We start from the raw sequence: 26,501 nt of genomic DNA on the forward strand, positions 1-26,501 counted from the left end.
GGCTCCGGCCCCGGCCGCCGCCCCGGCCGCCCCCGCCCCCGTCGCCGAGGCCCCCGCCGCCCCGGCCCCGGCCGCCGCCGCTCCCGCCGCTCCGGCCGGTGGCGCCTCCGGCACCGACGTCGTGCTGCCCGCGCTGGGCGAGTCGGTCACCGAGGGCACCGTCACCCGCTGGCTGAAGGAGGTCGGCGAGGAGGTCGCGGAGGACGAGCCCCTGCTCGAGGTCTCCACGGACAAGGTCGACACCGAGATCCCCGCGCCGGTCGCCGGCGTGCTGCTGGAGATCGTCGTCGGCGAGGACGAGACCGCGGAGGTCGGCGCGAAGCTGGCCGTCATCGGCGCCCCCGGTGCGGCTCCGGCCGCCCCCGCCGCGGCCGCTCCCGCCGCCCCCGCCGCGGCTCCGGCTCCGGCCGCTCCGGCCCCGGCCCCGGCTGCTCCGGCCGCCCCGGCCGCCGCCGCCCCGGCCCCGGTCCAGCCCGCCGCCCCTGCCGCGCCCGCCGCTCCGGCCCCCGCGCCGGTGGCCGCGCCCGCCCCCGTCACCCCGGCCCCGGCGCCCGCCGCCACCGCCGGTGACGACGGCGCGTACGTGACCCCGCTGGTGCGCAAGCTCGCCGCCGAGAACGGCGTCGACCTGGCCGCCGTCAAGGGCACCGGCGTCGGCGGCCGCATCCGCAAGCAGGACGTCGTCGCCGCCGCCGAGGCCGCGAAGGCCGCCGCCGCGGTCCAGGCCCCGGCCGCTGCCGCCGCCCCGGCCGCCGCCGCCAAGAAGGCCCCGGTCCTGGAGGTCTCCCCGCTGCGCGGCCAGACCGTCAAGATGACCCGCATCCGCAAGGTCATCGGCGACAACATGGTCAAGGCCCTGCACGAGCAGGCGCAGCTGTCCTCGGTCGTCGAGGTCGACATCACCCGCCTGATGAAGCTCCGCGCGCAGGCGAAGGACTCCTTCGCGGCCCGCGAGGGCGTCAAGCTCTCCCCGATGCCGTTCTTCGTGAAGGCGGCGGCCCAGGCGCTGAAGGCCCACCCGGTCATCAACGCCCGGATCAACGAGGCCGAGGGCACGATCACCTACTTCGACGCCGAGAACATCGGCATCGCGGTGGACTCGGAGAAGGGCCTGATGACCCCGGTCATCAAGGGCGCGGGCGACCTGAACATCGCCGGCATCTCGAAGGCCACCGCCGACCTGGCGGGCAAGGTCCGGGCGAACAAGATCACCCCGGACGAGCTGTCCGGCGCGACCTTCACCATCTCCAACACCGGCTCGCGCGGCGCGCTCTTCGACACGATCATCGTGCCGCCGAACCAGGTCGCGATCCTGGGCATCGGCGCCACGGTCAAGCGTCCGGCCGTCATCGAGACGGAGGAGGGCACGGTCATCGGCGTCCGCGACATGACGTACCTGACGCTGTCCTACGACCACCGTCTGGTGGACGGCGCCGACGCCGCCCGCTACCTGACCGCGGTCAAGGCGATCCTGGAGGCGGGCGAGTTCGAGGTCGAGCTCGGCCTGTAACCCGCACCGCCCGCACGCGGCACGCAGACACGGCACCCCCGTCCGGTTCTCCCGGCGGGGGTGTCGTGTTTCGCCGGGGCCGGGGCCCCTCGGCCGCCGTTCTTCCGCCGCGTCCCCGGCCGCGCGGCCGCATCGACGGGACGAATCCGGACTTCGCACGGTACGGGTCCGTACGGAGGGGAACACTCTGACGGCGTGTAAGTCTCGTCTCACCTGCGGGAAAGCGCCGCCGTGCGCCCCTCACCGGCCGGGCCACGGCCTTATTGTCTAAAGGTCAAACGCCCCCGGGGTTATCTCGCCGCCCCTCCCAAAGGAGCCTTCATGACCGCGCCCGTCGTCCACTCGCTGCGCGAACAGATCCGCGAGCACATCGTGGAGGGGATCGTCAGCGGGCGCTGGAAGCCGGGCGAGCGGATCGTGGAGCGGCGGATCGCCACCGAGCTGGAGGTCAGCCAGACCCCGGTGCGCGAGGCGCTGCGCGAGCTGGAGTCGCTGCGGCTGATCGAGTCGGCCCCGAACAAGGGCGTCCGGGTCCGGAACCTGACGGCCGCCGACCTGGAGGAGAGCTACCCCGTACGAGCCGGTCTCGAGGCCATCGCGGCGGAGCTGGCGGCGGAGAGGCTGGCGGAGGACTGCTCGGCCCTCGAACCCCATGTGACCGCGCTGTACGAAGCCGACCGGCTGGCCGACGGGACCGGCCAGGTGCGGCACACCGTGGCCTTCCACCGCGAGCTGGTCCGGGCGGCCGGGAACTCCGTGCTCCTGCACACCTGGGAAGGGCTGGGCATCGAGGTCTTCACGGCCCTTTCCATCCGCTGGCTCGGGACCGTGCAGCAGTCGTACGCGGAGGAGCACGAGGCCCTCGTGGACGCCTTCCGGCGGCGCGATCCGTTGATCGCCGAGCTCGTGAAGGCACACGTCCTCGGCTGCGCCCCGCGCCCCTGAGGGGCACCCGGACGACACCGGCGCAGGGGAGCGCGCCCGCGCTCACCCGTGCTCCCACCTGCGAGAACCGTCGATTTTCACGGCACCCGGTGCCTGCCCACGAGGCACCGGGTGCCGACTTTTCGTTCTGGAGAGGATTTCGCCCGGAATCCTTTGATCGATCATCGATCAGGGGGTTACAGTCCTCGACGGGCTCCCACAAGAGCCCTTCGCCCTGTCCTGCCATAGACCAAGGGCACACCCCGAAAACCCCTTGCCGACGAGGGAACCCCCCTCCGCATCCGGAAGGCGGCGCAATGACCGACCCCACCGCAATCCAGCCGAGCGAGCTCGACCAGCTCCCGGACCGCGACCCCGAGGAGACCGCCGAGTGGCAGGCCTCCCTGGACGCCGTCACCGAGGCGGCCGGGCCGCACCGTGCCGCGTACCTGATGCGCCGCACGCTGGAGCGCGCCGAGGGCAACGGTCTCGCGCTGCCCAAGCTGCTCGAGACGGACTACGTCAACACCATCCCCACCGCCGCCGAGCCCGTCGTCGACGGTGACGAGGCGATGGAGGCCCGGATCACCGCGTGGAACCGCTGGAACGCGGCCGCGATGGTGACCCGGGGCGCGAAGTACGGCGTCGGCGGCCACATCGCCACCTTCGCCTCCGCGGCCTGGCTCTACGAGACCGGCTTCAACCACTTCTTCAAGGGCAAGGAGGGTGACGGCTCCGGAGACCAGCTCTACATCCAGGGCCACGCCTCCCCCGGCATCTACGCCCGCGCCTTCCTCGACGGCCGGCTGAACGAGCAGCACCTGGACAACTTCCGCCAGGAGTCGGGCGGCAACGGCCTCCCGTCGTACCCGCACCCGCGTCGGCTGCCCTGGCTGTGGGAGTTCCCGACCGTCTCCATGGGCCTCGGCCCGCTGTCGGCGATCTACCAGGCCCGCTTCAACCGCTACCTCACCAACCGCGGCATCAAGGACGTCTCCGCGTCCCACGTGTGGGCGTTCCTCGGTGACGGCGAGATGGACGAGCCCGAGTCGACCGCGGCACTCGCGCTGGCCTCCCGCGAGGGCCTGGACAACCTGACCTTCGTCATCAACTGCAACCTGCAGCGCCTCGACGGCCCGGTCCGCGCGAACTTCAAGATCGTGCAGGAGCTGGAGGCGCAGTTCCGCGGCGCCGGCTGGAACGTCGTGAAGTCGCTGTGGGGCTCGGCCTGGGACGAGCTGTTCCAGCTCGACACCACGGGCGCGCTCGTCCGCCGCCTGCGCCAGGTGCCCGACGCGCAGGTGCAGACGTACCAGACCCGCGACGCCGCCTACATCCGCCAGGACTTCTTCGGCTCCGACCCGGCGCTCGCCGAGATGGCGAAGCTGATCAGCGACGACAAGATCCTGGAGTGCTTCCACCTGTCCCGCGGCGGCCACGAGTCGCGCAAGGTGTACGCGGCCTACCGCGCCGCCCTCGCCCACAAGGGCGCGCCCACGGTGATCCTGGCCCAGACGGTCAAGGGCCACACCCTCGGCCCGGGCTTCGCGTCGAAGAACGCCAACCACCAGATGAAGAAGCTGTCCGCGGACGAGTTCAAGCAGATGCGTGACCTGCTCGAACTGCCCATCTCCGACAGCCAGTTCGTCGACGGTGTGGTGCCCTACGGCCACCCCGGCGCCGACTCCCCCGAGGTCCGTTACCTCCAGGAGCGCCGCGCGGCCCTCGGCGGCCCGGCCCCGGCCCGCCGCACGCACGCCCTGGCCCCGCTGCCGGCCCCCGCCGACAAGACGTTCGCCTCCTTCGACAAGGGCTCCGGCTCGCAGAGCGTGGCGACGACGATGGCGTTCGTCCGCCTGGTCAAGGACCTGGTCCGCGACAAGCAGACCGGCAAGCGCTGGGTGCCGATCGTCCCGGACGAGGCCCGTACCTTCGGTATGGAGTCGCTCTTCCCGTCGCTGGGCATCTACTCGCCCAAGGGCCAGACGTACGAGCCGGTCGACCGCGACCAGCTGATGTACTACAAGGAGGCCAAGGACGGCCAGATCCTCAACGAGGGGATCACCGAGGCCGGCTCCATGGCGGACTTCATCGCCGCGTCCACCGCGTACTCCACGCACGGCGAGACGATGATCCCCTTCTACATCTTCTACTCGATGTTCGGCTGGCAGCGCACGGCCGACCAGATGTGGCAGCTCGGCGACCAGCTCGGCCGCGGCTTCCTCGTCGGCGCCACGGCCGGCCGCACGACCCTGACCGGTGAGGGCCTCCAGCACGCCGACGGCCACTCCCCCGTCATCGCGGCGACGAACCCGGCGGCGCTGTCCTACGACCCGGCGTTCGCGTACGAGATCGCCGCGATCGTCAAGGACGGTCTGCGCCGGATGTACGGCGAGGCGGCCCCGGGCGAGGACCAGGACGTCTTCTACTACCTGACCGTCTACAACGAGCCGATGCCGCAGCCCGCCAAGCCGGCCGGCGTCGACGAGGGCATCCTCAAGGGCCTGTACCGCTTCAACACGGCGGAGTCGGCCGGCCTGGACGTGGCCGCGGCGAACGCCCCGCGCATCCAGCTGATCGGTTCCGGCACGGCGATCCACTGGACCCTCGCGGCCCAGAAGCTGCTCGCCGAGGAGTGGGGCGTGGCCGCCGACGTGTGGTCCGCGACCTCCTGGACCGAGCTGCGCCGTGACGCGCTGGAGGCCGACGCGGCCCTGCTGCGCGGCGAGGACCGGGTGCCGTTCGTCCGCCAGGCGCTCCAGGGCGCCGAGGGCCCGGTGCTCGCGGTCTCCGACTACATGCGCCAGGTCCCGGACCAGATCGCGCAGTGGGTCGAGCAGGACTGGTCCTCGCTCGGTGCCGACGGCTTCGGCCTGTCCGACACCCGCGACGCGGCCCGCCGCCACTTCGGCGTGGACGCGCAGTCGATCGTCGTCGCCGCGCTGGCGCAGCTCGCCCGCCGCGGCGAGGTCAAGGCGTCGGCGGTGAAGGAGGCCCGGGAGCGCTACGGCCTGTAGTGCCCGGGGGTCGGACCCGGAGAGGGGGTACGGCGAGCGCCGTGCCCCCTCTCGGCTTTCCCGGCCGCCGGTGGCGGCCCTCCCCGCTTTTCCCGGCCGCCGGTGGCGCCCGGCATGATGAACCCATGCGTGCCGCTCGTCTGATCAAGATGGTGCTGCTGCTCCAGACCCGCGCGTCGATGACCGCCGCCGAGCTGGCGCGGGAGCTGGAGGTGTCCGAGCGCACGGTCTCCCGGGACGCGCAGGCGCTGTCGGAGGCGGGGGTCCCGGTCTACGCGGACCGGGGCCGGGCCGGCGGCTACCGCCTGGTCGGCGGGTACCGCACACGGCTGACGGGACTGGCGCGCGACGAGGCGGAGGCGCTGTTCCTGAGCGGGGTGCCCGGGGCGCTGCGCGACATGGGCCTCCAGGACACGGCGTCGGCGGCCCGGCTGAAGGTCTCGGCGGCGCTGCTGCCGTCCCTGCGGGACGCCCCGCGCACGGCGGCGCAGCGCTTCCACCTGGACGCCCCCGCCTGGTTCAGCGAGCCGCGGACGCCCGGGCTGCTGCCCGCGCTCGCGGACGCGGTGTGGGACGACCGCCGGGTCCTCGCTCGCTACCGGCGCGACGGTTCCGAGGTGGAGCGGGCCCTCGAACCGTACGGGCTCGTCCTGAAGGCGGGGCTCTGGTACCTGTGCGCGCGGGTGGCGGACGCGGAGGTCTTCCGGGTCTACAGGATCGACCGGTTCACTGCCGTCGACCCCGGCGCGGAGCGGTTCCGGCGGGACGACGGGTTCGACCTGCCGGCGTTCTGGGAGGAGCGGGCCGAGGAGTTCGCCCGGTCCGTGCTGCGGTCCGAGGTCGTCGTACGGCTGTCCCCCGAGGGGGTACGGCTGTTGCCGTACGCCCTCGATCCCGTGTCGGCGAAGGAGGGGCTCGGCACGTCGGGCGCCCCCGACGGACGGGGCTGGGTGACCCTCACCCTGCCCGTCGAGTCCGAGGAGGTCGCCCACGACCGGCTGCGCGGGCTGGGGCCCGAGGTGGAGGTGCTCGCCCCGGAGTCCCTGCGGCGGCACTGCGCCGAGGACGCGGCGAGAGCGGCGGCGCTCTACCGGTCCGCGCCCGGTTGAAATCCGCAGGAAGCCGGTGGTTTTACCGTCGGCATGTGCATGCATAACAATCTGCCCCGCTCCACGTGCGTCCCTCCCGCCCAGGCCCGATGCTGGACCCGTGATGGACGAGACGGAGTTCTGGCAGCTGGTGGACACGACCCGCGAGACTGCCGAGGGCGACCCCGAGGAACAGGCGGATCTGCTCGTCGAGCGGCTCGTCCAGCTCGACCCGGACTCCGTCCTGGACTTCGCCCGGCACTTCGAGTCCCGTTACAACCGCGCCTACCGCTGGGACCTGTGGGGCGCGGCCTGGCTGCTGCTCGACGGGGCCAGCGACGACGCCTTCGACTTCTTCCGGTGCTGGCTGATCGGCCAGGGCAGGGAGGTCTTCGAGGGGGCCATGCACGACCCGGACACGCTCGCCGAGCTCCTGGACGACTTCGACGAGGAGATCGACGGCGACGGCGAGGAGCTGGGGTACGCGGCCGACGAGGCCTACGAGCAGCTCACCGGTGTCGTCGCGCCCGCTCTGGGCATCCCGGCCGCGGCCGCCGAGCCCGAGGGGACCCCGCTCGAGTTCGAGAACGACTCCGTCATCGCGGAGCGCTACCCCAAGCTGTGGGAGCGCTTCAGGGAGGACTGAGGGGCCGGGGGCCGGCGCGTCAGGAGGTGCCCGCGCGGCCCCGGGGCCCGTGGCCCGTGCCGTGTGGTGCCGGGGGGCCGCGTTGGCCCGGTCCAGCGCGGACGCCGTGACCGCCGCCGGGCCCAGGACGACCGTCGCCACGGCGCACAGCACCGCCCACGGCCCCCGCGCCACGGCCGTCCGGCCGGCTGCCGGGTTCCCGGCCCGCGTCTCCCGCCCGCCCTCGGCGCGCCCCGCGTGCGCCCCGCTCCCCGCGCGGCGCGCGGGCTCCGTCCGGCTGATCCTCGTCATTCCCGCCTCCGGTCGGTGTGCACGCCGTCGCACGACGGCGTACCCGGACGGTAGGGCGCGCGGCTCGGGGGAGGCTGTGAGCGGACGGGGGCGCGCCTGTGGACGCCGACGCCGGGCGCGCCGGCGGTCAGCGGCCCTGGAGGCGGGCCGCGAGGGCGCGTATCTCGGGGAGGCGGTCGCTGAGGGCGGCGCCCGGGCAGCTGGTCATGAAGGCCGCGTCGTGGCCGGAGACGGTGGAGAGCACGGCGGCGGTGCCCGCGGGGTAGCGGCTGAGGCCGTTGCTGGAGACGAGGCGGACCGTGCCCCGCGGGTCCACGCCGCCGAGCCCGAGCTTCCAGGCCACCAGGCGGGCGATCGCGTCGGTCATCGCCTTCGGCACCGGTGATCCCGCCGTGAAGGTGCCGATCGCCGCTATCCCTGCGGAGCGGTGGTTGAAGCCCTGTGTGTGCGCCCCGGTGACGGGCCGGTCGACCCCGCCGGCGCGGCCCTCGTAGATCGTGCCGCAGCGGTCGACGAGGAAGTTGTAGCCGATGTCGTCCCAGTGCTTGGCGCCGGTCTGGCCCGCGTACACGTCACGGATGACGCGGGGCGCGTCGGCGCAGTCGTAGCCGCTCGGCGAGTCGGTGTGATGGACGAAGACGGCCACGACGCGGTCGTCGTAGCGGGGCGGCGGCTGCTCGCGCGTGCTCACGGCGTCCAGCCACGTCGACCGCGGCACGATGAGCGGCCTGACGACGGGACGGGGGACGGTGATCCGGGGAGCGGTGGTCCGGGCCACGGCGGTGGGCGGGGCGGCGGCCCGGGACGCCTTGCGGTCCACCCCCGCCGGGCACACCACCAGCGCCAGCATCGCGAGCAGGCCGGGCACGCACCCGAGGGCGACGAGGACCGTTCTCGGCGGCGGCACCGGCGCACGCCGGCGCACACCGGGCGGCACCGGCGCACGGGGGGTCCGCAGAGTTCCGCCGGTGCGACCGTCTCGGCCCGGGGGCCCGGAACGTCCGTGGCGCCCGGGCCGGGACGCCCGCTCCACGCTCCGTATTCGAGGTCCCCGCGGCTTCCGGAAGACACGCATGGAGCCACCCTGACCCGGATCCGCGCGGGCCGCGATGTGTGGTGTGCCACCTGGTGGAACCATCGTGCGTATCCGGGACGTTTCTACAGGTCCACGGGTGTGCGGCCGTTTCCCGCGGCACCGGAACGCGCGTGGCTGATCACTGGGCCCGCCCGGCGCGTACTGAGGGGCCCTAGAGAAAGGCGGCTCCGTGGACGTTCTCGACCTCCTGCTGGTGCTGGTCATCCTGGTCTACGCGGCGTCCGGGTACCGTCGCGGCCTGGTGGCCGGCTGTGTCTCGCTGGCCGGCTTCGTGGGCGGCGCCGTCATCGGCGTATGGGTGCTGCCGTGGATGATGGAGCTGGTCACGGCGGGGACACCGGCGGCGACGGTCACGGCGGTGCTCACGGTCCTGGTACCCGCCGCGGTGGGCCACGAGCTTGCCGGGCGGCTGGCGCTGAAGCTGCGCCGCGAGCTGGACCAGGGGCCGCTGCGGGTGGCCGACGGGATCGGCGGGGCCGCGGCGAACACCGTCGCCGTGCTGCTGGTGGCCTGGGTGGCGGCGAGCGTCCTCGGCGCGTCCTCCTCGACGGTGGTGACGCAGTCGATCCGCAACTCGGCGCTGCTGGGCGCCGTGCAGAACACGATGCCGGAGACCACGCCGACCTGGTTCTCGCGCGCGACCTCGGCCCTCACGGAGGCGGGCTTCCCGCAGGTCTTCAACCCCTTCGAGAACGAACCGGCGGCCGGTGTCGCCAAGCCCTCCGGGGACAGTGTCACGCCGTCCGCGACGAACGCCGCCAAGCTGAGCACCGTGAAGGTCGAGGGCGCCTCGGGCAACCAGGGCCGGGAGGGCAGCGGCTTCGTCTACGCCCCCCGCCGGGTGATGACCAACGCGCACGTGGTGGCGGGCATCGACCGGCCGACCGTGCGGGTGGGCGGGGTCGGCCGCCCGTACCCGGCGCGGGTGGTGCTCTTCGATCCGCAGAAGGACGTCGCCGTCCTGTACGTGCCGACGCTCCGGGCACCGGTTCTCAAGTTCGACGGGGTCGCCTCGCGCGGGGACTCCGCGGTGGTCGCGGGCTACCCGCAGGACGGCGGCCTGGACCTCCAGGCGGCCACCGTCGCGAGCCGCATCAACGCGACGGGCCAGAACATCTACGGCACCGGCACGGTCACCCGCGAGGTCTACTCGATCCGCTCGACCGTCCGTCCCGGCAACTCCGGCGGCCCGCTCCTGACCACCGACGGCGAGGTGTACGGCATGGTCTTCGCCCGTTCGACCTCGGACGACGAGACCGGTTACGTCCTGACGGCGCGCGAGATCGCGGGCGACGCCCGGAAGGCGGCGCACGCCACGGCCCGCGTGGACACGGGCGACCTCGTCTCGTCCTGAGCCGGACCCGGCCGGTCCAGGTCCACCCCGGTCCAGGTCCGCCCCGGTCCGGTCCGGTCAGAGCGGGTGTCCCATCAGGACGTCGTCCACGTAGGCGCCGTCCAGCAGGAACTCCCCGGGCAGGATCCCCTCGACGACGAACCCCTCGGACTCGTACAGCGTCCGCGCCGGGACGTTGTGGCCGAGCACGCGCAGGGTGATGCGCCGGGCGCCCTGGCGGCGGGCCTCCTCGCGCGCCGCCCGCAGCAGCGCGCGGCCGACCCCGGCGCCGCGGGCCTCGTCGGCGACGGCCAGTCCGAGGATCTGCCGGACGTGCGCGTTGCAGGCCAGAGCGGTCGGGAAACCCAGCCGGACGTACCCCACGAGCCTGCCGTCGAGCTCGGCCACGAAATGGTCCCGGGGGCCGAACCGCTCGCTGTAGAAGGGCTCGTACGGCGGCCGGGGGCGCGGCATGACGGCGTGCAGCGTGGACCAGGTGTCGCGGTCGATCCGGCCGAGCGCGTCCTCGTCGTCCGAAGTGGCGGTGCGTATCAGCGGAGCAGCTGGCATACCGGTCACTGTACGGCCGCCGCGCTGCGGTCCTTTCCGTGAAGTCCGCGGCGGCGCGGGCAGGATGGACCCATGAGCGACTCACCGCTGCCCCCGGGCTCCCGCATCGTGATCGCCGGCGCGTCCGGCCTGATCGGCTCCGCGCTGGCGCGCTCCCTGAGCGCCGAGGGGCACGAGGTGGTCAGGCTCGTGCGCCGCGAGCCGCGTTCGCCGCACGAGATCCGCTGGGATCCGCAGCGGCAGCGGATCGACGCGGTGGGGCTCATCGGCTGTGCCGCGGTGGTCAACCTGGCCGGGGCCCCGGTCGCGGGGCGGCCCTGGACACGTACGTACAAGCGGATGATCCGGGACAGCCGGGTGCTCGGGACGGCGACGCTCGCGGAGGCGGTGGCCTCGCTCGACGAACCGCCGCGGGTCTTCGTCAACGGGAGCGCGATCGGGTTCTACGGCGACACGGACGGCCGCGCGGTGGACGAGTCGGCGCCGCCCGGGGCGGGGTTCCTGCCGTCCGTCTGCGTGGAGTGGGAGGAGGCCACCGCTCCGGCGCAGGAGGCGGGGGTTCGCACGGTGCTCGCCAGGACCGGGCTCGTGGTGGCCCGTGAGGGCGGGGCCTGGGCGAGGCTGATCCCGCTGTTCAGGGCGGGCGCCGGGGGACGGATGGGGAACGGGCGCCAGTACTGGAGCTACATCTCGCTGCACGACGAGGTGGCCGCGATCCGGCATCTCATCGACACGGAGTCGCTGTCGGGGCCGGTGAACCTGACCGCCCCCGACCCGCTCACCAATGGCGAGATCACCGCGGCCATGGGCCGTGTCCTGCACCGTCCGACCCTCCTGACCGCTCCCGCCCCGCTGCTGCGGCTCGCCCTCGGCGACATGGCCGACGACGTCCTGGGCAGCCAGCGCGTCCTGCCCACCCGCCTCCTGGAATCGGGTTTCGTCTTCGCGTTTCCCTCGATCGAGGGATCGCTGCGGGCGGCGCTGGGCCGATAGCCGTCCTTCCCGGCGGGCCCGGACACCCCGCCGGGCGGATAGACGCCCCGCCGGGCGGGTACATGCACCCCCCCATGCTCCCGTGCACGGCTGCCGCGCGGGTTCCCCCGCGCGGCCGAACCTCGCACCCTCGATCCGAACTCGGGCATTCCAGAAGCGTGTTGGGGGCATGACGTCCCCACCGGCCGCGCAACCTCGAGGAGGGGCACGTGCTAGAGCCCGCACGCCACACCGCGCACACGGCGGAGATCACCGAAGACGTCGACGTCGTCGTCGTGGGAGCCGGTGTCGCCGGCCTCGCGGCCGCACGGCATCTGACCGGGGCGGGGCTGAGGACCGCCGTCCTGGAAGCCGCCCCTCATGTGGGCGGCCGCATGTCCACGGAGAAGGTCGACGGCTTCCGGCTGGACCGGCTCGGCCGGCTCCTGTCCACCTCGTACCCGGAGCTGCGCCACACCCCGGGCCTGGACGGCCTCGTCCTGCGCCCGTTCTCGCCGGGGGTGCTGCTGCACAGCGACGGCCATCGCCACCACACGGGCACGCCCGGCACACCCCGGAGCGCGAGGGGCGCACTCACCACCGCGCGCGCCCTCGCGAGCGCCCCCCGGCTTCCGCTGCCCCGGCCCGCGCGCGGCACCACCCGCCCCGGACCGCTCGGCAGCCCCCTCGACCAGTCCCGTCTGAGCGCGTCCCTCGCCCGTCTCGCCTCCACCGCGCCGGAGCGCCTGCTCGCCCGCCCCGACCTCACCGCGGCGCAGGCGCTGACCGCCCGGGGGCTCCCGGCCCGTACGGTCGAAACCTTTCTGCGCCCCCTTCTCGCGGCCCTGCTGTGCGACCCGGAGCTGGGGACGTCGAGCCGGTGCGCCGACCTCGCGCTGCACTCCTTCGCGACGGGCCGGCTGTGCCTGCCCGAGGGCGGGGCGGACGCGCTGCCCGAGCTGCTCGCCGCCGCCCTTCCGCCCGGCACCGTGCACACGGGCGTCGAGGTCACCGCCGTCTCCACGACCCGTGTCACGACGAAGGACCACGGCGAACTCCGCTGCCGGGCCGTCCTGCTCGCGACCGGGGCCCGTGCCGCCGCCGGGTTCCTGCCCGGTCTGCACGTCCCCGCCTTCCATCCGGTGACCGTCCTGCACCACACCACGGACGAACCGCCGCTCACCGATCCGGCGCTGGTCCTGGACGCCGACCGGAGCGGCCCGGTCGCCCACACGGCGGTCGTCAGCCAGGTCGACCCGAGCCGGGCACCGGCGGGGCGCGCCCTGGTCTCCTCGACCGTGCTCGGCGCGGCACCCGCCGCGTCCCACCTGGACGCGACGGTCCGCGCCCAGCTCGCCCGCCTCTACGGGACGTCCACGACCCGCTGGGAGCTGCTGGCGGTCCATCACGAGCCGGAGGCGGTGCCGGCGATGCCGCCGCCGCACGACCCGCGCCGTCCCGTACGGCTGCTCGCGGGCCTGTACGTGTGCGGTGACCACCGGGACACCAGCACGGTGCAGGGCGCGCTCCACTCGGCCCGGCGGGCCGCCCACGCCCTCCTGACGGACCTGGACGTCCACGCCCCCGCCCCGCTGTCCGAACCCCTGGCCTCCGCCGCCGCCTGACCCGGGACCCCGGTCCCCCGCTCCGCCCCCGGAGGGCGGCCCCGCACGGGCGGGCCGGGGTCCGCGTGCGCCGGCGGGCGGACCCCGGCGCGTGCACCGGGCTTCCCGGTCTCCGGTTCCCCAGGCCGGAGACCGGGGACGCCGGCCCCGGGGTCAGTTCAGCGCGGCCACCTTGTCGCGGTAGCCGCGCACGGGCGCGGCGTCCTTGTACGGTTCGAGCCGTTTCTCGAAGTCCCGCACGTACTCGACGGCCCGCGCCGACCGCATCTCCGCCGCCTGCCCCGCGGCCTCCGCGCCGAGCAGACAGGCCTGGTCGAGCTCTCCGAGCCCGAGCCGGGCCGAGGCGAGCACCACCCGGCAGAACAGCCGGCTGCGGGCGTATCCGGGCGCCCGCAGCTGCAGCGAGCGTTCGGCGTGCTGCGCCGCCGCCCGGAACTGCTGGAGGTCCCGGTGGCAGTGCCCGAACTCGTCGGCGAGCTGCGCCTCGTCGAAGTACCGGGCCCAGTGCGGGACCTCGTCGCCGGTCCGGGACGCCTCCAGCGCGCGTTCGGCCCGCACCAGGGAGGCCGTGCAGGCCCGCACCTCGCCGAGCACCCCGTGGCCGCGCGCCTCGACGGCGTGCAGCAGCGCCTGCACGACGTGCGGGCCCCCGGACCCGAGGCCCTGCTGCGCGACCCGCGCGAGCTGTACGGCCTCGCGCCCGTGCCCGAGGTAGACGGCCTGCCGGCTCATCGTGATGAGCACGTAGGAGCCGTACACCCGGTCCCCCGCGGCCTGCGCCAGGCGCAGCGCCTGGACGAAGTACCGCTGCGCGAGTCCGTGGGCGCCGATGTCGTACGACGTCCAGCCGGCGAGCCGGGTGAGGTCGGCGGCGGCGGCGAACAGGTGGCGGCCGGTCTGCTCGCCGTACGCGCCGCGCAGCATCGGCTCGGCCTCGTGCTCCAGGTAGCGGACCAGCGCCTGGCGGGCGTGGCCGCCGCCGTAGGCGTGGTCGAGGGCGCGGAAGAGCTCGCCGACCGAGCGGAGCGCGGCGATGTCCCCGCCGGTGACCCGCTGGCCGGGGCCCCGCTCGGTGCGGCCGCGCCGGGACGAGGCTCCCCCCTGCTCGGGCGGCGCCGTGAGCTTGGGCGCGGCCGGGCGGCCCTGGGCGGGGATGCGGGAGGGCTGCTCGCCTCGGGCGACCCGGTCGTCGGCCCGGCCGATCAGCCAGTCCCGGCTGGGCACGACGAGTCCGGCCGGGGTGAAGGCGATCTTGCGGAGCTCGGCGTGGCTCCCGGAGTCCTTGCGCCACAGGCCGCTGACGATGTCCACGGCCTCCTCGGGGGTCGCGGCGAACTCCAGCCCCGCGTACACCGGCGCGCAGGCGTCGAGCCCGAGGTCCTGGGCGCTCAGGCGCCGGCCGAGGCGGCGGGTGAACACCTCGGCGATGAGCGCGGGGGTCGTCCCGCGGGGCTGCTGGCCCCGCAGCCACCGGGTCACCGAGGTCTTGTCGTATCTCAGGTCCAGTCCGTGTTCGAGTCCGAGCTGGTCGACCCGACGGGCGAGACCTGCGTTGGAGAACCCCGCTTCTGCGATGAGCGCGGCGAGCTGTCGATTGGGCGTGCGCTGCGCGGGTCGTTCCGTCATCTGCGGTGCGGTCTCCTGCCTTCGGGTCTCCAGGGCGGTCCCGGGGGCGGCGTGGAACATGCTTGCGCCTCCCCCGAGGTCCCCCCGTGCCCGGATTGCCTGTGAGCAGCCCTTATGGCCTCAGTGAACGGCGCGAATGTAGCGGAGCGTGAGCACGTCATCGCACACATCGACATTCATTCATCCGATCGTGTGAGTATTGGCCGTCGAGCTGACGTGAATCCGACGGACGTACAGTGGCGTGGGTGCGCCACGGGCCTGACGAAAGGTTCCTTCGCGCGCCCCGCACGGGGACCACCACGTGCCCGAGGAAGCTTCTAGGGAGGCGCTTGCCGTGAGTGAGTTGCGGTTCGTCCGCATGGGATTCGGTGCCGAGGCCGTCGAGTACCAGGAGGCCTGGGACGAGCAGCGTCGCGTGCACGCCGCCCGGTTCCTGGACGAGGTTCCCGACACCTGCCTGCTCCTGGAGCACCCCCCGGTGTACACCGCGGGCCGGCGCACGGCGGACAACGAGCGGCCGCTGGACGGCACTCCCGTCATCGACGTGGACCGCGGCGGCAAGATCACCTGGCACGGTCCGGGCCAGCTGGTCGGCTACCCCATCCAGAAGCTCCCGCGTCCCGTGGACGTCGTGGCCCACGTACGCCGCCTGGAGGAGGCGATCATCCTCACCTGCGCGGAGTTCGGCCTGGAGACGAGCCGGGTCGAGGGCCGCAGCGGCGTCTGGATCCTCGGCGACGCCAAGGACCCCGCCCAGGGGGCCCCCGCGCTCGGGGGCCTCTCCCTCGACTTCGACCCCCGGCTCCACGACGAGGAGTTCGACCCGCGGCTCAACGGCCCGGAGTACGCCCCGTCCAACGCCGGCCAGCGCCGCGAGGACCGCAAGATCGCCGCGATCGGCATCCGCGTCGCCAAGGGCGTCACCATGCACGGCTTCGCGCTGAACGTGAACCCGGACAACGCCTGGTTCGACCGGATCATCCCGTGCGGCATCCGCGACGCGGGCGTCGCCTCGCTCGCGGGCGAGCTGGGCCGTGACGTGACCATCGAGGAGGTCCTGCCGGTGGCCGAGAAGCACCTCAGGGACGTCCTGGCGAACGCGGACCTGAAGCCGCGCGTCGTCGAACGCACGCCGGCCTGAACCCCCCGCGCGCCCGTGGCGGCACCCGCCCGGGCCCCGCGCCCCCACGGCGGAACGCCTCCGGGAATGCACCCCCGCTCCCGAAGGTTGCCCACGTCGGGGGCCGAGCACCACACGGGCGTACCCTGGTGTACGCCGAAGAATCGAAGCTACAGGGAGCCGATGTGTCCGCAGTCGCACCCGACGGACGCAAGATGCTGCGCCTGGAGGTCCGGAACAGCCAGACCCCCATCGAGCGCAAGCCCGAGTGGATCAAGACCCGGGCGAAAATGGGCCCCGAGTACACGAAGATGCAGGGCCTCGTGAAGAGCGAGGGGCTGCACACGGTCTGCCAGGAGGCGGGCTGTCCCAACATCTACGAGTGCTGGGAGGACCGCGAGGCCACCTTCCTCATCGGCGGTGACCAGTGCACTCGGCGCTGCGACTTCTGCCAGATCGACACCGGCAAGCCGGAGGCCCTCGACCGGGACGAACCGCGCCGCGTCGGTGAGTCCGTCGTCACGATGGACCTGAACTACGCCACGATCACCGGCGTCGCCCGCGACGACCTGGAGGACGGCGGCGCCTGGCTGTACGCCGAGACGGTCCGCCAGATCCACGCGCAGACGGCGGGCCGCGAGGCCGGACGCACCAAGGTCGAACTGCTCGCCCCGGACTTCAACGCCGAGCCCGCGCACCTCGCCGAGGTCTTCTCCTCGCGCCCCGAGGTCTTCGCGCACAACGTCGAGACGGTCCCGCGGATCTTCAAGCGGATCCGTCCCGGCTTCCGCTACGACCGCTCGCTCAAGGTCATCACCGATGCCCGTGACTACGGTCTGGTCACGAAATCGAACCTGATCCTCGGCATGGGCGAGACCCGCGAGGAGGTCGGCGAGGCGCTCCGGCAGCTCCACGAGGCGGGCTGCGAGCTCATCACGATCACGCAGTACCTGCGCCCCTCCGTGCGCCACCACCCCGTGGAGCGCTGGGTCAAGCCGCAGGAGTTCGTGGAGCTCAAGGAGGAGGCCGAGCAGATCGGCTTCTCCGGCGTCATGTCGGGCCCGCTGGTCCGCTCCTCGTACCGGGCCGGCCGCCTGTACCAGATGGCCGTCGAGAAGCGCGGCGCGTACGTCGCCTCCCAGGCGGTCTGATCCCCCGAACGGCACACGTTGCGAAAGAAAAGCGGTGGCACCGAGTGCCACCGCTTTTCTGTGAATCCGCGCACAAGCAACTCGCCCTTCACAACGGCCGGTTCACACCCTCCCGGGACATCCCCGCAGCTGAACGCCGCATCAGGAAGGGGCCGGGAAAAGGCCCCGCCGCATCAAGGTTTCATTGGTGTTTGACCGCTCGGTCACGTACTGGTAACACCAATCAGAGACTCTGGTTCCACGTCACAAACATCCCTGTCCGAGCCGTCGATCCCGAGGGGGGATCTCCATCATGCAGGCCGCGCCCGTACGCGCCACCGCGATTCCTTCGTTCACCGATGCACTGCGTGCCGTCGAGTCGCTGCTCATGAGCAGCGGGCAGCGCACGGCCCGCCGCAACGCCTGGACCTCCGTCCTGGAGGACCGCCGCCGGGCCAAGGACCGGGTCGAGGCGCAGCGCGTGCTGGAATCCGTCATCCGTTCCTGACGTCCCACAGCCGTCCCCGACGTCCCCCACCCGTTCCCGACGTCCTTTCCCGACCGGCTCCGGTCGGCGCCCCTCGGCGCCGGTCCCTGCCACCACGGCGGCCGCTCCCCGCCGCCGCGGCCCGTTCGCCCGGTACTGACGTCGTCGGCGCTTCACGGGCCACGTAGACTCGTGAGCATGGCGAGGAAGGAAACCGCAGCGGACGCTGCGAACCCCGGGCGACTCAAGCAGATCGCTCTGACGTACAAAATGACCCGCAGGGCCGATTCCAAGATCGGTCTTGTACTCGCGGCTGTCGGAATTCTCACCCTCGGTGTTTTCCTCGCGATCGGATTCTTGATCGGCCACCCGATCTATCTCGGCATTCTCGGGCTTCTGCTCGCCCTTCTCGCGACGGCGATCGTCTTCGGGCGCAGGGCCGAGCGGGCCGCCTTCGGGCAGATGGAGGGCCAGCCCGGCGCGGCCGCGGCCGTGCTGGACAACATCGGCCGGGGCTGGACCACCACCCCGGCGGTCGCGATGAACCGCAGCCAGGACGTGGTGCACCGCGCGGTCGGCAAGGCCGGCATCGTGCTGGTCGCCGAGGGCAACCCGAACCGGGTCAAGACCCTGCTGGCCGCCGAGAAGAAGAAGATGGCGCGCATCGTCGCGGACGTCCCGGTGCACGACATCCTCGTGGGCACCGGTGAGGGCCAGGTCGAGCTGAAGAAGCTCCGCACGACGATGCTGAAGCTTCCGCGTGTGCTCGCCGGCCCCCAGGTCACCGCGACCAACGACCGGCTGCGCGCGATGGGCGACCTGATGAGCAACATGCCGCTGCCGAAGGGGCCGATGCCCAAGGGCATGCGGATGCCGCGGGGCGGCCCGAAGCGGTGACGCTCGCGCTCGCTTGACCAGTCCTACGACGATGGGGCGCCCGGAATCCTCCGGGCGCCCCATCGTCGTTCGCACCCCGCCCCACCGTGCCGGGCCGCCTTGGCCGTGGGCCTCCTCGTCGGCCGGAGCCACCTTGCCCGCAGGACCGCTCCCGGTCGCGGGGCGCCCGTCGTCGGCCGCTCCGCCATGTCGGTCCAGCCCCGACGCGGCGACCCCTTCTTCCCTTGCGGCGGGCCGACCCCGCCCCACCGGGCCGCCTTGACCGCAGGACCGCGCCCGGTCGCGGGGCGCCCGTCGTCGGCCGGCCTCGCCTATCTCAGGTCGGCTCCGCCCGGTGGGCCCCTCGCAGCGGGGCACACCTCCGTGTCGGAGCACATTCACCGTGGGCCCTCGTCGCAGGGCCGGTCGTCGCGCGGGAACACCCCCGGCCGCACGCCGGCAGGCCGCCTCCGGCGCGGGGGCACGCCTCGCCGGGCACCCTCACCGCAGGCCCCGTCGCCGCACCGCGGCGGCCGCTCGCCGTCGCAGGCCGCCTCCGGCGGAGCGGGTCACCGTCCCAGGACGAGGCCGCCCTCCCCGCAGGGGGTCGCCCCCCGCCCGTAGAGGTCGCCCTCCCCGCAGGGGCTGGTTCCGCACGCGGCCGAGCCGACGGGCGGGTGGGAGTCAGATGCGGACCTCGATCGTGCGGGCCAGGCGGTCGTGGAGGCCGCGGCCGTCGCGGTCCCAGATCAGCGCCGGGACGGCCGCGCACAGGAGCACCGTGCGCAGCAGGACGCGCAGCGGGTTCGGCCGGCCGCCGCCCTCGGCCACGACGCGCATGCCCAGCAGCCGCTTGCCCGGGGTGGAGCCGACGGTGCCGACCGTCAGGACCCCGAGGACGAGGAAGAGGAGCAGGGCCCAGTTGCCCGTCGCCTGGCCGTAGCCGTCGGTGAGCAGCCCGTATGCGATCAGGACGCACAGGCCCCAGTCGACGGCGAGGGCGCCCAGACGGCGGCCGGGGCGGGCGATCGAGCCCGGCCCGTGCTCCGGGAGACCGAGCTGTTCGCCCCGGTATCCGAAGTCGACTCCGGCTTCCTCCGCCGCCGCGCGGGGACCGGAGAGCCACGATCCGATTGCTTGCCTGTTGTCCACCCGTCCAAGGTACTGTGCCCGTTTTGCCATACGGACAGGAGGGGCCCGGAGGGCCGGAGTCGGTTAACTTGGGCGAAACAAATGGGTCACGCCGGAGAAATCCCCCGTCCCTATGGTCGGGCCGCAGCGTGTGCCACCGCACTGGCCGCACGAACGAACTACCACCCCGTCCACCGCGGACGGAAGTAGGAGGAGCTGGATGTTCCAGAACGCCGACGAGGCCAAGAAGTTCATCGCGGACGAGGACGTCAAGTTCGTCGATGTCCGCTTCTGCGACCTGCCGGGTGTGATGCAGCACTTCACGATCCCGGCCGAGGCCTTCGACCCGGCCGAGGAGCTCGCCTTCGACGGCTCCTCCATCCGCGGCTTCCAGGCCATCCACGAGTCCGACATGGCGCTCCGCGCCGACCTGTCCACCGCGCGCGTCGACCCCTTCCGCCGCGACAAGACGGTCAACATCAACTTCTTCATCCACGACCCGATCACGGGCGAGCAGTACTCCCGTGACCCGCGCAACGTGGCCAAGAAGGCCGAGGCCTACCTCGCCTCGACCGGTATCGCCGACACCGCGTACTTCGGTCCCGAGGCCGAGTTCTACGTGTTCGACAGCGTGCGCTTCAAGACGTCCGAGAACGAGTCCTTCTACCACATCGACTCCGAGGCCGGCGCCTGGAACACCGGTGCCCTCGAGGACAACCGCGGTTACAAGGTCCGCTACAAGGGCGGCTACTTCCCGACCCCGCCGGTCGACCACTTCGCCGACCTGCGTGCCGAGATCTCCCTGGAGCTGGCCAACTCCGGCCTCCAGGTCGAGCGCCAGCACCACGAGGTGGGCACCGCCGGCCAGGCCGAGATCAACTACAAGTTCAACACGCTGCTCGCCGCGGCCGACGACCTCCAGCTCTTCAAGTACATCGTGAAGAACGTCGCCTGGCGCAACGGCAAGACCGCGACCTTCATGCCGAAGCCGATCTTCGGTGACAACGGCTCGGGCATGCACGTCCACCAGTCCCTGTGGAGCGGCGGCTCCCCGCTGTTCTACGACGAGGCCGGTTACGCGGGCCTGTCGGACATGGCCCGCTACTACATCGGCGGCATCCTCAAGCACGCCCCGTCGCTGCTCGCCTTCACCAACCCGACGGTGAACTCGTACCACCGCCTGGTCCCCGGCTTCGAGGCCCCGGTCAACCTGGTGTACTCGCAGCGCAACCGCTCCGCGGCCATGCGCATCCCGATCACCGGCTCGAACCCGAAGGCCAAGCGCGTCGAGTTCCGCGCGCCCGACTCCTCCGGCAACCCGTACCTGGCGTTCTCGGCCCTGCTGATGGCCGGTCTGGACGGCGTCAAGAACAAGATCGAGCCGGCCGAGCCGATCGACAAGGACCTCTACGAGCTGGCTCCCGAGGAGCACGCGGGCGTGGCCCAGGTCCCGACCTCGCTCCCGGCGGTCCTCGACTCGCTGGAGCGCGACCACGAGTTCCTCCTCGCGGGCGACGTCTTCACGTCCGACCTGATCGAGACGTGGATCGACTACAAGCGCACGAACGAGATCGCGCCGCTCCAGCTCCGTCCGCACCCGCACGAGTTCGAGCTGTACTTCGACGTGTAAAACCCCGCTCCGGCGAGCACGTCCTCGGCCGCGCCCTTCCTCCGGGAGGGCGCGGCCGACGCGTTCGCCCGCCGCCGACGGGGTTCTTCGCCCCCCGCAGGGACTGCCGGCACCCGTTCATGGGGTACCGCGGGCGCACAATGGAGAACGGGACGAGTGCCCGACTGCGGGGTGGTGCGCGATGCGGAGCCGATTCCGGAACGACCGTCAGCTGACCGTGCGGATGACGGTCACGCTGTTCCTGCTCGGACTGCTGTACGTGGCCTTCGTCGCCGCGCTGGTCGTGCTGCTGAAGTCGTGGGTGCTGGTCGTCGTGATCGCGGCCGGGGCGCTCGTCGCGCAGTACTGGTTCTCGGACCGGATCGCGCTGTACGCCATGCACGGGCGGATCGTGGAGCGGGAGGAGTATCCGCAGCTGCACGGCGTCGTCGACCGGCTGTGCGCCGTCGCCGACATGCCGAAGCCGCTCGTCGCCGTCTCGGACATCGACATGCCGAACGCGTTCGCCACGGGGCGCAACGCCGATCACGCCGTGCTGTGCGTGACCACCGGGCTGCTGCGCCGCCTGGAGCCCGACGAGCTGGAGGGCGTCCTCGCGCACGAGCTGTCGCACGTGGCGCACAAGGACGTCGCCGTGATCACCGTGGCGTCCTTCCTCGGGGTGCTCGCCGGGCTGATCGTGCGGTTCGCGTTCTACTCGCAGCTCTTCGGCGGGCGGGGCGGCAAGGACCAGAACACCGCCGTGGTCCTCATGGCGGTGATGACGGTCTCCGCGGCCGTGTACGCGATCAGTTTCATGCTGATCAGGGCGCTCTCCCGGTACCGCGAGCTGGCCGCCGACCGTGCCGCGGCCCTGCTCACCGGCCGCCCCTCGGTGCTGGCCGCCGCGCTGACCAAGGTGACCGGTGACATCGGCCGGATCCCGACGAAGGACCTGCGGACCGCGCAGGCCTTCAACGCCTTCTACTTCACCCCCGCGCTCGGCGCCCAGCCGGGGATCGCCAACCTGTTCTCGACCCACCCGAGCCTGGAGCAGCGGCTCGCGCAGCTGGCCCGCATCTCCGCCGAGCTGGGCGAGCCCGCGGTCCCGGACGCGGGCGCCCCCTCTCCCGGAGAGGTCCTCTGAGCGCATGGGGTTCCTGGACATCCTGCTCGGCCGCGGCAAGCCGGCCGTACCCGACCTCGACCGGCTCTTCGGACTGCCGTCGGCGGCCGTGACCCTCCAGGCCGCGGCCGGGTTCACCCCGACCGGCACGGGAGCGGTGTGCTTCGCCTCCGCCGAGGGTGCGGCCTTCGCCCGGGCGCGCCAGGAGGCGCAGGACCTGCTGGACGCGGACACCGGGCGGACCGGCCCCCCGGTGGAACCGGTCCGGGACGAGTACGGCTACTCGTGGCTGGTCTCCCGCCGCGCGCCCGGCGACCTGCCGGCGCTGGTGAGCGATCTGCACGCGGTCAACAGCTCCCTGGAGAGCACCGGTTTCGGCCCCCAGCTCCTCTGTTCCGTGGCGGCCTTCGAGGACGGCCGGCAGCGGCGGATCGGCCTGGTCTACCTCTACAAACGCGGCAGCTGGTACGCCTTCTGCCCGCTGCCCGGCGGTGAGGAGAAGCGCGACAACGCGCTCGAACTCCAGATCGGAGCGGCGCTCGCCGACGACCTGCACGTCGAGCAGGACCTCACCCGCTGGTTCCCGATCTGGGGCGCCCCGGGGCTGTGACCCCGTTCCTTCTTTCCTTCCCGGCACCTGCCCCTTCCTTCCCGGCACCTGCTCCTTCTTGCCCGACTGCACCCCACCCCATATCGCTATAAAGTCGTACGAAATCGACACAAGGGGTGCCCTCATGAGCAATCTGTTCGTCATCGCCTACGACGATCTCGCCACGGCCGGCCAGGTGCGCGACAAGCTGTTCGAGCTGTCGAAGCAGCATCTCGTCGAGCTGGAGGACGCGGTCGTCGTCGAACGGAGCGAGGACGGCAAGATCAAGCTGCACCAGGCGGTCAGCCACACGGCCATCGGCGCGGCGGGCGGCGCGCTGTGGGGCGGTGTCATCGGGCTGCTCTTCCTGGCGCCGCTGCTCGGCGCCGCGGTGGGCGCGGCGGCGGGTGCCGCCGGAGGCGCGGTCACGGACACCGGCATCAACGACAAGTTCATGAAGGATCTCAGCCAGAATCTGCGGCCGGGCGCGGCGGCGTTGTTCGTCCTGGTCAAGCAGGCGGCCGGGGACAAGGTGATCCCCCAGATCGCCGGGTTCGGCGGCCAGTTGGTGCAGACCTCGCTGAGCCAGGAGCAGGAGGACCACCTGCGCGAGGCGGTCGCCGCCGCCCGGGCGAAGTCCGCGGCGGCCACCGCGCCCGGGGAGACGGGCGGTACGGCCGCGCCCGCGGCGGACGCGCCGCCGGCCGCTTCCGGGACGGGCGCCGAGGGCACGTCCGCGACGGCCGGCGCCCCCGAACCGGACGCGAACGGCGCTCCCACCGCTTCCTGAGCCGGCCGGGCCCCGTGCCGGCCCGCCCGGCAAGGACGTCATCCGGCCGGTGTCCTGCGTGGGCGGCGCCGTCCGCGTGCGTGAATGGGGGGATGTTCTCCTCTTTCACGCACGACCACGACGGCGAACGGCTGAGCTGTGTCGCGGGCCGCGCGGACGGCACCGGCGACGGCGCGGCGACCGCCGTCCTGCTGCACGGCGCGGGCAACGGCAGCAAGGAGCGGCTGCTCCCGCTGCTCGGCGACTTCGCCGCCCGCGGCTGCGCGGGGCTCGCCCTCGACTTCTCCGGACACGGCGAAAGCACCGGCGCGCTGGGCGAGTCGAGCCTCCGGCGGCGTTTCGAGCAGGCCGTGTCGGTGATCGACGCGACCGTTCCGGCGGGCGCCCCGCTGATCCTGGCCGGGTTCAGCATGAGCGGCCAGACGGTGGCCGACCTCGCACGGCACTACGGGCGACGTGCGGTGGCGCTCGTGCTGTGCGCGCCCGCCGTGTACGCCGCCGAGGCCTGGTCCCTCCCGTTCGAGGACCCGCGGGACCCCTCGCGGCAGGACGGTGACGGTCCGAAGGCGCAGAGCCGCTTCAGCCGGATCATCCGCACCCCGGACAGCTGGCGGGGGGCTCCCGCGCTCGACGCGCTGCGGGCCTACGAGGGCCGCGCGGTGCTCGCCGTACCCGCCACGGACGCGGTCGTCCCGCTCGCCGTGACGGAGGCCGTCTCGGACGCGCTCACCGCCCGTGCCGACTTCACCCGCTTCGAACTGCCCGACGCCGACCATCTGCTGGGCCTCTGGTTCCGCGACCACGCCGAGGACCGGCGCCGGCTCGTGGACCTCGCCCTCACCGGCCTCGGTGCCCCGGTCCCCTCTGCTCCCGGCGTCCGGGCGGCCGGCGTTCTCACACCCCCGGGGCCGCCGGGACCACGCCCGCGATGACCGCCGCGCCCAGGGCCGCGTGGTCGGCGGCGTTGCGGTCGCTGTAGCGCAGCGCGAAGTCCGCGACGGCGCTCTCGAAGGTGTCGGCGCGGCCGAGATAGGCGGCGATCGCCACACGGTCGCCGGAGCGGGCGTGCGCGCGGGCCAGGGCGGTGCCGCACAGCCGGGCGTAGTCGCGCAGTTCACCCGGGCTCATGCCGGCGACGTCCGCGGACCCCTTCGTGTCGTGGAGCCGGCGCCAGTAGAACGCCCGTCCCTCGGGGCCGGTCGTCCAGCCGAGGAAGACGTCGCCCGCGGCCTGCATCAGCCGCTGGCCCGCGACGACCCTGCGCCCGGGATGCACGTACGGGCCGCTGGGCAGGTGTTCTTCGAGCACGGACCGTCCCGCCTGCTTGATCTGGAGGAACAGCGCGTCGTCGGCGTCCCGCCCGGCGAGCAGCACGATGAAGCAGCGGGTGCCGACACTGCCCACGCCGACGGTCTTGCGGGCCGCGTCGACGAACCGGTAGCGGTCGAGGAGCAGACGGCGTTCCTCGGGGAGCGTGGAGCGGTAGTCGCTGAAGATCTTGCGGAGCGAGGCCGTGTCCATGGCTCCGGCCGGCTCCAGCAGGGGCGGGTCGTGGACGATGCGGCGGCGCCCCCCGACGGTCTCGGTGAGTTTGCCGAGCGCCTGCAGGCTGGTGCGGCGGCGGGCCCGGGTGAGGGTGGCCTCCGCGCGCCGCCGGCGGCGTCCCGAGCGGACGAGCGGCAGCAGCAGATCGGCGTCGATGTGCTGGTACCAGACGGTCAGTTCGCCCTGCCCGGCCAGCCGGCGCACGGCCTCGCGGTACTGCCCGGCGGCGGCCCGTGCCGCGCCGAAGACGTGCTCCTCCTTGTGCCCGTTCTCCCGGGCCGCGACCGCGACGCTGGCCGCGAGCCGTTTGACGTCCCACTCGAAGGGGCCGGGGAAGGTCTCGTCGAAGTCGTTGAGGTCGAAGAGCAGCGGGCGTTCCGGGACCGTGTACAGGCCGAAGTTCAGCAGGTGGGCGTCGCCGCAGAGCTGGACGGTGAGTCCGGTGTGGGGCTGGGCGGCCAGGTCCGCGGCCATGACGGCGGCGCCCCCGCGCAGGAACGACAGGGGTGACGCCGTCATCCGCGCGTACCGGACCGGCAGCAGTTCCGGAAGCCGGTCCCTGCCCTGCGTCTGGAGGAGGCCGACGGGGTCGGGGCGGTCGGCGGCGGGGATCCAGGTGCCGTGCGCGGAGCGGGGCACCCGTTTGCGGGCGGCCCGGCCCCGGGCGGCCCGGTCCGCGGTGGTGGCCGTGACGCTGTCGCGGAGCACGGCCGTCAGTGCCTCGCGGCGCGGGCGACGTCGGTCCTGACGTCACCGGTGAGGGAACGGTTGCTGCGGGCGGTGGCGTTCTTCGAGGCGCCCGCGGCGACGTCGTCGACCGTCACGACGGTCGTGTCGAGGAGGTTGCCGCTCTGGTCGCGGAAGTCGACCTGGACGACGTACGACTTCGCCGAGGAGGTGGGGTTGGTGGCGGTCACCTCGGCCGTGACGCGCCCGTCGGAGCCGGGACTCGCGGTCCCGGCGGTCCTCACCTCGTCCTTGGCGTCCGCGCCGCTCTTGAACTCGTCGAACTTCCGGCCGGCCTCGGCGGTCGCGGAGGCCAGGGCGTCTCCCGCCCCGGTGACGGCGGACGCGGCCTCGGAGACGGCGGACGCCGCCCTGGACGCGGCGGAGGCGGCCTTGGACGCGGTGCTGGAGGGGCTGCTGTCGTCGGAGCAGGCGGTCAGCTGCGCGGCCAGACCTGCCACCGCCGCCACGGCCAGGATCAGCCGGACCGGTCCTCGTATGCCGTTCCTGTGCTGCATCGTCTCTCCCCACGTGATCCTGGTTCGCCTCCGGATCCCGCTTCCTCGCGGTGGCCCCAGTCAAGGCCGCGGGCGGTGCCGCCGCATGCCCGGTTGCGTCCAACGGGTGAACCCCGCCCCGCGAGGGCGGGTGTTCGGGAGGATGAGGAGCACCCG

General features: G+C 73.1%; 23 protein-coding genes. 17 read left to right on the forward strand and 6 right to left on the reverse strand.

Going from position 1 to position 26,501, the window contains the following annotated elements; genetic code table 11:
- The 5 genes from sucB to ACFW6B_RS37895 form a co-directional block, all read left to right on the forward strand.
- Window positions 1–1,510: 2-oxoglutarate dehydrogenase, E2 component, dihydrolipoamide succinyltransferase (sucB, locus tag ACFW6B_RS37875; RefSeq protein WP_386603822.1), on the forward strand; the 1,510-nt coding region annotated here is incomplete at its 5' end.
- A 321-nt stretch (window positions 1,511–1,831) separates the two neighbouring features.
- Window positions 1,832–2,455 (forward strand): GntR family transcriptional regulator, encoded by a 624-nt coding sequence (locus ACFW6B_RS37880; RefSeq protein WP_386603824.1) that lies wholly within the window; start codon window positions 1,832–1,834, stop codon window positions 2,453–2,455.
- Window positions 2,456–2,751: 296 nt separating this feature from the next.
- Window positions 2,752–5,451, forward strand: a complete 2,700-nt coding sequence (aceE, locus tag ACFW6B_RS37885; protein WP_386603826.1) for a pyruvate dehydrogenase (acetyl-transferring), homodimeric type — start codon at window positions 2,752–2,754, stop codon at window positions 5,449–5,451.
- A gap of 125 nt (window positions 5,452–5,576) precedes the next feature.
- On the forward strand, window positions 5,577–6,560 hold the full coding sequence (locus ACFW6B_RS37890) for a helix-turn-helix transcriptional regulator (RefSeq protein WP_386603828.1): 984 nt from the start codon (window positions 5,577–5,579) through the stop codon (window positions 6,558–6,560).
- 103 nt (window positions 6,561–6,663) lie between these two features.
- Window positions 6,664–7,185, forward strand: coding sequence for a DUF4240 domain-containing protein (locus ACFW6B_RS37895; RefSeq protein ID WP_386603887.1), 522 nt, complete (start codon window positions 6,664–6,666; stop codon window positions 7,183–7,185).
- A 418-nt stretch (window positions 7,186–7,603) separates the two neighbouring features.
- On the opposite strand, the gene ACFW6B_RS37900 is transcribed toward ACFW6B_RS37895, so the two are convergent.
- On the reverse strand, window positions 7,604–8,326 hold the full coding sequence (locus ACFW6B_RS37900; RefSeq protein ID WP_386603889.1) for a peptidoglycan recognition protein: 723 nt from the start codon (window positions 8,324–8,326) through the stop codon (window positions 7,604–7,606).
- Between the two features lie 415 nt (window positions 8,327–8,741).
- On the opposite strand from ACFW6B_RS37900, the gene ACFW6B_RS37905 reads away from it, so the two are divergent.
- The gene (locus ACFW6B_RS37905; RefSeq protein ID WP_386603830.1) at window positions 8,742–9,926 is read left to right on the forward strand and encodes a MarP family serine protease; all 1,185 of its coding nucleotides are present in this window, start codon (window positions 8,742–8,744) and stop codon (window positions 9,924–9,926) included.
- A gap of 57 nt (window positions 9,927–9,983) precedes the next feature.
- Here the strand turns inward: ACFW6B_RS37905 and ACFW6B_RS37910 are convergent, their stop codons facing one another.
- On the reverse strand, window positions 9,984–10,475 hold the full coding sequence (locus ACFW6B_RS37910) for a GNAT family N-acetyltransferase (RefSeq protein ID WP_386603832.1): 492 nt from the start codon (window positions 10,473–10,475) through the stop codon (window positions 9,984–9,986).
- A gap of 72 nt (window positions 10,476–10,547) precedes the next feature.
- Between ACFW6B_RS37910 and ACFW6B_RS37915 the strand changes: the two genes are divergently transcribed.
- Both ACFW6B_RS37915 and ACFW6B_RS37920 read left to right on the forward strand, forming a co-directional pair.
- A complete protein-coding gene (locus ACFW6B_RS37915; RefSeq protein WP_386603834.1) occupies window positions 10,548–11,468 on the forward strand; it encodes a TIGR01777 family oxidoreductase in 921 nt (306 codons plus the stop codon).
- 209 nt (window positions 11,469–11,677) lie between these two features.
- Window positions 11,678–13,072 carry an NAD(P)/FAD-dependent oxidoreductase gene (locus tag ACFW6B_RS37920; protein ID WP_386603836.1) on the forward strand — a complete coding sequence of 465 codons (1,395 nt, stop codon included), beginning with the start codon at window positions 11,678–11,680 and terminating at the stop codon, window positions 13,070–13,072.
- A gap of 153 nt (window positions 13,073–13,225) precedes the next feature.
- On the opposite strand, the gene ACFW6B_RS37925 is transcribed toward ACFW6B_RS37920, so the two are convergent.
- Window positions 13,226–14,698, reverse strand: coding sequence for a regulator (locus ACFW6B_RS37925; RefSeq protein ID WP_386603891.1), 1,473 nt, complete (start codon window positions 14,696–14,698; stop codon window positions 13,226–13,228).
- 334 nt (window positions 14,699–15,032) lie between these two features.
- On the opposite strand from ACFW6B_RS37925, the gene lipB reads away from it, so the two are divergent.
- From lipB to ACFW6B_RS37945, 4 genes are all read left to right on the forward strand, one after another.
- The gene (gene lipB / locus ACFW6B_RS37930) at window positions 15,033–15,839 is read left to right on the forward strand and encodes a lipoyl(octanoyl) transferase LipB (RefSeq protein ID WP_386603838.1); all 807 of its coding nucleotides are present in this window, start codon (window positions 15,033–15,035) and stop codon (window positions 15,837–15,839) included.
- A gap of 164 nt (window positions 15,840–16,003) precedes the next feature.
- Entirely contained in the window at window positions 16,004–16,969 is a 966-nt protein-coding gene (gene lipA, locus ACFW6B_RS37935; RefSeq protein WP_386603841.1) for a lipoyl synthase, read from the forward strand.
- A gap of 292 nt (window positions 16,970–17,261) precedes the next feature.
- The gene (locus ACFW6B_RS37940; RefSeq protein WP_355983643.1) at window positions 17,262–17,456 is read left to right on the forward strand and encodes a hypothetical protein; all 195 of its coding nucleotides are present in this window, start codon (window positions 17,262–17,264) and stop codon (window positions 17,454–17,456) included.
- 177 nt (window positions 17,457–17,633) lie between these two features.
- Complete coding sequence (locus ACFW6B_RS37945) at window positions 17,634–18,332, forward strand: DUF4191 domain-containing protein (protein ID WP_386603844.1); 699 nt, start codon at window positions 17,634–17,636, stop codon at window positions 18,330–18,332.
- A gap of 663 nt (window positions 18,333–18,995) precedes the next feature.
- Here ACFW6B_RS37945 and ACFW6B_RS37950 read toward each other — a convergent pair.
- Complete coding sequence (locus tag ACFW6B_RS37950) at window positions 18,996–19,463, reverse strand: RDD family protein (RefSeq protein ID WP_386603846.1); 468 nt, start codon at window positions 19,461–19,463, stop codon at window positions 18,996–18,998.
- Between the two features lie 199 nt (window positions 19,464–19,662).
- Here ACFW6B_RS37950 and glnA point away from each other — a divergent pair, with 199 nt between their 5' ends.
- The 5 genes from glnA (at window position 19,663) to ACFW6B_RS37975 (ending at window position 24,488) form a co-directional block, all read left to right on the forward strand.
- A complete protein-coding gene (gene glnA / locus ACFW6B_RS37955; protein WP_386603848.1) occupies window positions 19,663–21,072 on the forward strand; it encodes a type I glutamate--ammonia ligase in 1,410 nt (469 codons plus the stop codon).
- Between the two features lie 181 nt (window positions 21,073–21,253).
- Window positions 21,254–22,198: a zinc metalloprotease HtpX gene (gene htpX, locus ACFW6B_RS37960; protein ID WP_386603850.1), complete on the forward strand. Its 945-nt coding sequence runs from the start codon at window positions 21,254–21,256 to the stop codon at window positions 22,196–22,198.
- A gap of 4 nt (window positions 22,199–22,202) precedes the next feature.
- Window positions 22,203–22,787 carry a hypothetical protein gene (locus ACFW6B_RS37965; RefSeq protein WP_386603852.1) on the forward strand — a complete coding sequence of 195 codons (585 nt, stop codon included), beginning with the start codon at window positions 22,203–22,205 and terminating at the stop codon, window positions 22,785–22,787.
- A 124-nt stretch (window positions 22,788–22,911) separates the two neighbouring features.
- Window positions 22,912–23,556, forward strand: coding sequence for a DUF1269 domain-containing protein (locus ACFW6B_RS37970; protein ID WP_386603854.1), 645 nt, complete (start codon window positions 22,912–22,914; stop codon window positions 23,554–23,556).
- A gap of 92 nt (window positions 23,557–23,648) precedes the next feature.
- Complete coding sequence (locus ACFW6B_RS37975; protein WP_386603856.1) at window positions 23,649–24,488, forward strand: alpha/beta hydrolase; 840 nt, start codon at window positions 23,649–23,651, stop codon at window positions 24,486–24,488.
- Here the strand turns inward: ACFW6B_RS37975 and ACFW6B_RS37980 are convergent.
- Window positions 24,451–25,809 carry a DUF2252 domain-containing protein gene (locus ACFW6B_RS37980; protein WP_386603858.1) on the reverse strand — a complete coding sequence of 453 codons (1,359 nt, stop codon included), beginning with the start codon at window positions 25,807–25,809 and terminating at the stop codon, window positions 24,451–24,453. The two genes, ACFW6B_RS37975 and ACFW6B_RS37980, sit on opposite strands and share 38 nt — an antisense overlap.
- Before the next feature lie 5 nt (window positions 25,810–25,814).
- The gene (locus tag ACFW6B_RS37985) at window positions 25,815–26,345 is read right to left on the reverse strand and encodes a hypothetical protein (RefSeq protein WP_386603860.1); all 531 of its coding nucleotides are present in this window, start codon (window positions 26,343–26,345) and stop codon (window positions 25,815–25,817) included.
- Window positions 26,346–26,501: the final 156 nt, after the last annotated feature.

It is taken from the genome of Streptomyces sp. NPDC058751 (assembly GCF_042746485.1).
Taxonomy (GTDB): Bacteria; Actinomycetota; Actinomycetes; order Streptomycetales; family Streptomycetaceae; genus Streptomyces.

Bases quoted from the DNA above. Each gene is read 5' to 3' on its own strand.
- ACFW6B_RS37880 (WP_386603824.1), top strand. From the start codon at position 1,832: ATGACCGCGCCCGTCGTCCACTCGCTGCGCGAACAGATCCGCGAGCAC.
- aceE (WP_386603826.1), top strand. From the start codon at position 2,752: ATGACCGACCCCACCGCAATCCAGCCGAGCGAGCTCGACCAGCTCCCG.
- ACFW6B_RS37890 (WP_386603828.1), top strand. From the start codon at position 5,577: ATGCGTGCCGCTCGTCTGATCAAGATGGTGCTGCTGCTCCAGACCCGC.
- ACFW6B_RS37895 (WP_386603887.1), top strand. From the start codon at position 6,664: ATGGACGAGACGGAGTTCTGGCAGCTGGTGGACACGACCCGCGAGACT.
- ACFW6B_RS37900 (WP_386603889.1), bottom strand. From the start codon at position 8,326: ATGCTGGCGCTGGTGGTGTGCCCGGCGGGGGTGGACCGCAAGGCGTCC.
- ACFW6B_RS37910 (WP_386603832.1), bottom strand. From the start codon at position 10,475: ATGCCAGCTGCTCCGCTGATACGCACCGCCACTTCGGACGACGAGGAC.
- ACFW6B_RS37915 (WP_386603834.1), top strand. From the start codon at position 10,548: ATGAGCGACTCACCGCTGCCCCCGGGCTCCCGCATCGTGATCGCCGGC.
- ACFW6B_RS37925 (WP_386603891.1), bottom strand. From the start codon at position 14,698: ATGACGGAACGACCCGCGCAGCGCACGCCCAATCGACAGCTCGCCGCG.
- ACFW6B_RS37940 (WP_355983643.1), top strand. From the start codon at position 17,262: ATGCAGGCCGCGCCCGTACGCGCCACCGCGATTCCTTCGTTCACCGAT.
- ACFW6B_RS37945 (WP_386603844.1), top strand. From the start codon at position 17,634: ATGGCGAGGAAGGAAACCGCAGCGGACGCTGCGAACCCCGGGCGACTC.
- glnA (WP_386603848.1), top strand. From the start codon at position 19,663: ATGTTCCAGAACGCCGACGAGGCCAAGAAGTTCATCGCGGACGAGGAC.
- htpX (WP_386603850.1), top strand. From the start codon at position 21,254: ATGCGGAGCCGATTCCGGAACGACCGTCAGCTGACCGTGCGGATGACG.
- ACFW6B_RS37965 (WP_386603852.1), top strand. From the start codon at position 22,203: ATGGGGTTCCTGGACATCCTGCTCGGCCGCGGCAAGCCGGCCGTACCC.
- ACFW6B_RS37970 (WP_386603854.1), top strand. From the start codon at position 22,912: ATGAGCAATCTGTTCGTCATCGCCTACGACGATCTCGCCACGGCCGGC.
- ACFW6B_RS37975 (WP_386603856.1), top strand. From the start codon at position 23,649: ATGTTCTCCTCTTTCACGCACGACCACGACGGCGAACGGCTGAGCTGT.
- ACFW6B_RS37985 (WP_386603860.1), bottom strand. From the start codon at position 26,345: ATGCAGCACAGGAACGGCATACGAGGACCGGTCCGGCTGATCCTGGCC.